Source organism: Mycobacterium sp. UM_Kg1, assembly GCF_000972925.1.
Taxonomy (GTDB): domain Bacteria; phylum Actinomycetota; class Actinomycetes; order Mycobacteriales; family Mycobacteriaceae; genus Mycobacterium; species Mycobacterium hiberniae.
In genome coordinates, this window is the sequence record NZ_JRMK01000190.1 from 1 (window position 1) to 6,360 (window position 6,360).

General features: G+C 68.4%; 6 protein-coding genes. 4 read left to right on the forward strand and 2 right to left on the reverse strand.

Annotated elements, in window-relative coordinates; translation table 11 throughout:
- Positions 1 to 804 precede the first annotated feature (804 nt).
- On the reverse strand, positions 805 to 1,110 hold the full coding sequence (locus LI92_RS21975) for a hypothetical protein (RefSeq protein ID WP_052740864.1): 306 nt from the start codon (positions 1,108 to 1,110) through the stop codon (positions 805 to 807).
- Between the two features lie 12 nt (positions 1,111 to 1,122).
- The gene (locus LI92_RS23335) at positions 1,123 to 1,413 is read right to left on the reverse strand and encodes a hypothetical protein (RefSeq protein ID WP_152665557.1); all 291 of its coding nucleotides are present in this window, start codon (positions 1,411 to 1,413) and stop codon (positions 1,123 to 1,125) included.
- A gap of 187 nt (positions 1,414 to 1,600) precedes the next feature.
- On the opposite strand from LI92_RS23335, the gene LI92_RS24425 reads away from it, so the two are divergent.
- From LI92_RS24425 to LI92_RS19255, 4 genes are all read left to right on the forward strand, one after another.
- Complete coding sequence (locus tag LI92_RS24425) at positions 1,601 to 1,726, forward strand: hypothetical protein (RefSeq protein ID WP_286135199.1); 126 nt, start codon at positions 1,601 to 1,603, stop codon at positions 1,724 to 1,726.
- Between the two features lie 907 nt (positions 1,727 to 2,633).
- Positions 2,634 to 3,197, forward strand: a complete 564-nt coding sequence (gene efp / locus LI92_RS19245) for an elongation factor P (RefSeq protein WP_046321793.1) — start codon at positions 2,634 to 2,636, stop codon at positions 3,195 to 3,197.
- Positions 3,198 to 3,199: 2 nt separating this feature from the next.
- Positions 3,200 to 3,736, forward strand: a complete 537-nt coding sequence (gene nusB, locus LI92_RS19250; protein ID WP_046321795.1) for a transcription antitermination factor NusB — start codon at positions 3,200 to 3,202, stop codon at positions 3,734 to 3,736.
- Between the two features lie 74 nt (positions 3,737 to 3,810).
- Positions 3,811 to 6,360, forward strand: a 2,550-nt coding sequence (locus LI92_RS19255; protein WP_046321796.1) for an aminotransferase class I/II-fold pyridoxal phosphate-dependent enzyme, incomplete at its 3' end; no start/stop codon positions are given.

The following is a 6,360-nucleotide window of genomic DNA, read 5'->3' on the forward strand; positions in this document are numbered from 1 at the left end:
GGTGGTCAGGGCGGAACGCTGTTCGGTAGTGGCGGCTCGGGTGGACATGGCGGACTCGGTGGTGCCGGCGGCGCTGGCGGAACCGGCGGCACGGGGGTGGCTGGCACCTTCGCCTTCGTCGGTAGCGGAAGTGGGGCTGGCGGTAACGCGGGCGATGGCGGTATAGGCGGCGTCGGAGGTATGGGCGGGTCCGGCGGCAACGCCGGGCAGGGCGGCTTGTTCGGTGGCGTGGGCAGCAACGGCAACGGGGGAGCAGGCGGGGTCGGAGGCAACGCGGGAGTCGCTGGCAACGGCGGCTCAGGTGCCTCTGGTACAGCGGGGCACATCGATGGCGGCAACGGTGGGCAGGGCGGTGACGCTGGCGTAGCGGGCGCAGGTGGACGCGGTGGTGCGGCAGGCACCGGTGGCCACAGTGGATCCGTCGGCAGCAACGGCGCCGCTGGCAGCGCAGTGACCACTGGCGGAAATGGCGGCCGCGGCGGCGACGGCTACAACGCCACAACACCGGGTTCTTCCGGTGGTAACGGTGGTACGGGTGGCAACGGGGGAAACGTCGGCGACGGTGGCGCTGGGGGCAATGGTGGGGACGGCGCAGTAGGCACGAGTGGTTCAGCGGGCGTACACCTTGGCGACTCCGGAACGGACGGCTTGTCCGGCGGATCGGGAGGTACCGGCGGGGCGGGCGGCGCAGGAGGCTCGCGTGCTGGGAACGGGGGAGATGGCGGTGTCGGCGGATGGGGCGGCACCGGGGGCGCCGGTGGCAACGGCAACAGCGGTTCTGCGGGTTCTGACGGCCTCGTCAACTCAGGCGACAACGGCACGAATGGCGGCGCAGGCGGTGACGGCGGTAACGGTGGTGTTGGCGGTGCCGGTGGCAATGGCGGGGTCGGTGGCACCGCATCTCACGGCATTGCGGGTACTGACGGAGCCGGAGGGATCGGCGGTAGCGGCGGCACCGCCGGTAGTGGCGGTCGTGGCGGTGACGGCGGTAACGGAGCTGGTGGTGGACATAGTTCCGTAGCTGGTAACGGTGGTAATGGTGGTCGCGGTGGTAGTCACGGCGCCGCAGGTGCTGGTGGCCAGGGTGGCCTGAGCGCCAACAATATCCACGCTGCTGATGGCTCAACCGGAGGTAGCGGCAGCGGTGGCGATGGCGGCAACGGCGGAGCCGGCGGTCAGGGCTTGCGGGGTACTGGCGCTCAGGCTGCTCCACAAGCCGGAGGAAACGGCGGAGATGGCGGTAACGCGGGCCCCACCGGCAACGGTGGTGCCGGCGGGGCTGGGGGGAACGGCACAGACGGAGTGCCCTCGAAGTACCCCTTGCCAGTCCCGGAAACGTACCTCAGCGGTGCTGCAGGTGGTCGCGGCGGTAACGGCGGAATCGGTAGTGGAGTCGGGTATTCCGGTGGACATGGCGGCAGAGGAGGGGCCGGTGGCGAAGGTACTGGCTTCATCCCTAGCGGCGGCTCGGGCGGCGCAGGTGGGGACGGCGGGAACGGCGGGAACGGTGTTGCCGGTGCCAATGCAGGCTGGGGCGGCCTAGGCGGCTTGGGTGCCAGGGGAGGCTTTGGCGTCGGGGGTTACTACAACGGCACTGCCGGTGACGGCGGCAACGGGGGAAACGGCGGCAGCGGCGGAAGTGTCGATGACGCCGGTGGCGTTGCTGGTGGCGGTGGGCCGGGTGGTGGCGGCGGCCTCTCCGGCTACAGCTCCGATGGCGCGTTGAGCGGCAACGGCGGCAACGGCGGCAATGGTGGCAGCGGTGGTGCGTCTGGCGGAGCTACTCGTGGCGGATCCGGCGGTTGGGGTGGAGCCGGTGGCGACCTACGCGGTGGACTTGATGTAATCGGAAATGGTGGTACCGGCGGAAGCGGCGGTGCCGGAGGGAACGGCGGCTCAAGCGTGAGCGGGGCTGGTGGAGTCGGCGGCATAGGCGGCCAGGGAGGTACGGCACGTGCAACCAACGACGGTCTAGGTGGTAGTGGGGGAGTCGGTGGTAGCGGAGGTTCCGGAGCAATCGGTGGCGATGGTGGGAGAGGTGGCCAAGGAGGCGACGCCGGAGGCATTTTTTCAAGCTCATTTACCAGTGGGAACGGCGGCGGTGGCGGCAACGGTGGAGATGGCGGGATCGGCCTAAGCGCAGACGGCATCGGAGGGGCCGGCGGCGTTGGCGGCACAGGAAACGGCGGCACCGACGGCGCTCCGGGAGCGCCTGGAAGATGAGCCCTTTAGAAGGGTGCCGGGGTGACCTGGTGGGGCTGATGGGTGCCAGCAGTCCCACGAGCAGGTCCTCGGGGATCTCTTCCTCCGTTAACAACCACGGGGCAAACTGCTTGGGCGCGGGGCCGCGTACGATGCTCGGGTGTTCGTTGTTGCCGCACCGCTCCGGATGGGGTCGCGCTCCGCGCAATTGGGGCGTGATCGTCGTGGGGGAGCGGTTGGTGGACAGCGGTACCAGCTTTCAGGATTGCATGAGGGCGGGCGGCAGAGGTCTCGGCGAACCCGACGCCTTAGGTTCACGCGCTGTGCGAGGCTGAAGCTCGGGCTCGGCCTGCCATAAGCGCAGGTAAAACCGCTAAAGGGCAGAATCGACTTCCCTGACTAACTGACCATCCTCTAGGAGACATAAAGCCGTGGCTTCAACTGCTGATTTCAAAAACGGGCTGGTGTTGGTGATCGACGGCCAGCTCTGGCAGATCATCGAGTTCCAGCACGTCAAGCCGGGCAAGGGCCCGGCCTTCGTCCGCACCAAGCTCAAGAACGTGGTCTCGGGCAAGGTCGTGGACAAGACCTACAACGCGGGCGTGAAGGTGGAGACCGCAACCGTGGACCGTCGCGACGCCACCTACCTGTACCGCGACGGCAACGACTTCGTGTTCATGGACAGCGAAGACTACGAGCAGCACCCGCTGCCGGAGTCGCTGGTCGGTGACTCGGCCAACTACCTGCTGGAGAGCATGCTGGTGCAGATCGCCTTCCACAACGGGGTGCCGCTGTACCTGGAGCTGCCGGTCAGCGTCGAGTTGGTGGTCACCCACACCGAGCCCGGCCTGCAGGGAGACCGGTCCAGCGCGGGCACCAAGCCGGCCACCGTGGAGACCGGCGCCCAGATCAACGTGCCGCTGTTCATCAACACCGGAGACAAGCTGAAGATCGACACCCGTGACGGCAGCTATCTGGGACGGGTCAACTCCTGACCATGCCCGCTGGCAAGCCGGTAAAGGGCCGGCACCAAGCCCGCAAGCGCGCGGTCGATCTGCTCTTCGAGGCTGAGGCCCGGGGCCTGACCCCGGCCCAGGGCGCCGAGTTGCGGTCGAAGCTGGCCAGTGAGCAGCCCGACGTCTCCCCGCTGCACCCCTACACCGTGCTGGTGGCCCGCGGGGTGACCGAGCACAGCGCGCATATCGACGACCTGATCACCTCGCACCTGCAGGGCTGGAAGCTCGAGCGGCTGCCGGCCGTGGACCGCGCGATCCTGCGGGTGGCGATCTGGGAGCTGCTGCACGCCGACGACGTGCCCGAGCCGGTGGCCGTGGACGAGGCGGTGAAGCTGGCCAAGGAGCTGTCCACCGACGACTCGCCGAGCTTCGTCAACGGCGTGCTCGGTCAGGTGATGCTGGTGACGCCGCAACTGCGGGCGGCGTCGCTGGCGGTCCGCGGGACCACCGCGCCCGCGCCGGCCGAGGCCGGGGCGCAAGAAGCTGAGCCTGCCGCGGAGTCCGACCCGCAGAACTGAAGCGGAGTCGGCGGCGACTCGTGGACGTCGGGCGAAAGCGCCCGGAGCCGCCGTGGCGCAGGCACACTGGCCCTATGGTCGAGGGCTGGGACGCACCGAATCGGAGACTGCGGGTATCGGCGCTGGCGGCGGTGGCCAACCCGTCGTACTCGCGGGTCGACACCTGGAACCTGCTCGACGACGCCTGCCGGCAACTGGCCGAGGCCAACCGGGCCGGGCTGGACACCACCCACCATGCCGCACGGGTCAAGCGCCTGCTTGACCGGCTCGGCGCCTACGAGCGGTACTGGCTGTTTCCGGGCGCGGCGAACCTGGCCGCCTTCCGCGATCACTTGGAGTCGATGGCGACGGTGTCGCTGACCGAGCGGGTATCGCTGGTGGTGCGGCTGCTGTCGGACTACGGCGACCGGGCGGCGCTGTTCGATCTGGGCTTGCCGCTCTCCGAGCAGGAACTGGTGGCCCAAGCCCGCCAGCAGCAGTTCTACACGGTGCTGCTGGCCGACGACTCGCCGCCGGATGCGCCCGAGAGCCTGGCCGACAACCTGCGTCGGCTGCGTAACCCCGACGACGACGTACAGATCGAACTGCTGGTGGTGTCCAGCGTCGAAGACGCCGTCACCGCGGTAGCGCTCAACGGTGAGATCCAGGCCGCCATCGTGCGCCACGACCTGCCGCTGCGGTCGCGGGACCGCGTGCCGCTGATGACCACGCTGCTGGGCGCGCAGGACGACGCGGTGGGCGCCGGGGGCGGTCGCGACGCCATCGAATGCGGTGAGTGGATGCGCCTGCTGCGCCCGCACATCGACCTGTACCTGCTGACCGACGAGTCGATCGCCGCCGACACCGAAGATGAGCCGGACGTCTACGACCGCAGCTTCTACCGGCTCAACGATGTCACCGACCTGTACAGCACAGTGCTTGCCGGTATCCGAAAGCGCTACGCCACACCGTTTTTCGATGCCCTACGCGCCTACGCGGCCGAGCCGGTCGGTCAGTTCCACGCGCTTCCGGTGGCGCGCGGGGCCAGCATCTTCAACTCGCGCACGCTGCAGGACATGGGAGAGTTCTACGGCCGCAACATCTTTATGGCCGAGACTTCCTCGACCTCCGGCGGCCTCGACTCGTTGCTCGACCCGCACGGCACTATTCGGGTGGCGATGAACAAGGCCGCCAAGACCTGGAACGCCGACCACACCTACTTCGTCACCAACGGGACCTCGACGGCCAACAAGATCGTGGTGCAGGCGCTGACCCGGCCCGGTGACATCGTCCTGATCGACCGGAACTGCCACAAGTCGCACCACTACGGGCTGGTGCTGGCCGGCGCCTACCCGCTGTACCTGGACGCCTATCCGCTGGAGCAGTTCGCGATCTACGGGGCGGTGGCGCTGCGCACCATCAAACGCGCCCTGCTCGACCTGGAGGCCGCCGGCCAGCTGCATCGCGTCCGGATGCTGCTGCTCACCAATTGCACCTTCGACGGGGTCGTCTACAACCCCCGCCGGGTGATGGAGGAGATTCTGGCCATCAAGCCCGACATCTGCTTCCTGTGGGATGAGGCGTGGTACGCGTTCGCCACCGCGGTGCCGTGGGCTCGCCAGCGCACCGCGATGGTGGCCGCCGAAGGCCTGGAGACCACCCTGGGCTCGGCCCATTACGCCCGCGAGTATCAGGCGTGGCACGACCGCATGGAAGGCATCGACCGCGACCAGTGGAGCGAGCACCGTCTGCTGCCGCACCCGTCGGCGCGGGTACGGGTGTATGCGACCCACTCGACGCACAAGTCGCTGTCGGCGCTGCGGCAGGCGTCGATGATCCATATCCGCGACCAGGACTTCAACGCGCTGGCCCGGGAATCGTTCGCCGAGGCGTTTTTGACCCACACCTCGACCTCGCCCAACCAGCAACTGCTCGCATCCCTGGACCTGGCCCGCCGCCAGGTGGATATCGAGGGATTTGACATGGTGCGGCGGGTGTACGACATGGCGCTGGTGTTCCGCCACCGGGTCCGCAAGGACCGGCTGATCGGCAAGTGGTTCCACATCCTCGACGAGAGCGACCTGGTTCCCGATCGCTTCCGGGAGTCCGCGGTCAGCTCCTACCGGGAGGTGCGCCAGGGTGCGCTGGGGTCGTGGAACGAGGCCTGGCGGTCCGACGAGTTCGTGCTCGACCCGACCCGGGTGACGCTGTACGTCGGCAAGACCGGGATGACCGGCTATGACTTCCGCGAGCGAATTCTGATGCAGCGCTTCGGCATCCAGATCAACAAGACATCGATCAACTCGGTGTTGTTGATCTTCACCATCGGGGTCACCTGGTCGAGTGTGCACTATCTGCTCGACGCGCTGCGACGGGTCGCGGGCGAACTCGATCGAGCCTGGACCACGGCCGGCGCCGACGACCGTGCCCTGCAGCGCCGCCGGATCACCGAGATCACCGAGGACCTGCCGCCGCTTCCGGACTTCAGCGCGTTTGCGCCGGCCTTTCGCCCCGGCGGGACCAGCAGCCCGATCGGTGATATGCGCGCGGCGTTCTACGCCGGTTACGAGGAGACCGACCGCGAGCATGTGCTGCTCGGGGATGCCGGTCGCCGGGTCGCGGACGGCAAGACGCTGGTGTCGACC

What these genes read in the sequence shown, in the direction of transcription:
- LI92_RS23335 (WP_152665557.1), bottom strand. Translation starts at nt 1,413, where the DNA reads ATGTCCACCGGAATACCCGACTCCACTACCGATTCCGCCGTTACCGCC.
- nusB (WP_046321795.1), top strand. Translation starts at nt 3,200, where the DNA reads ATGCCCGCTGGCAAGCCGGTAAAGGGCCGGCACCAAGCCCGCAAGCGC.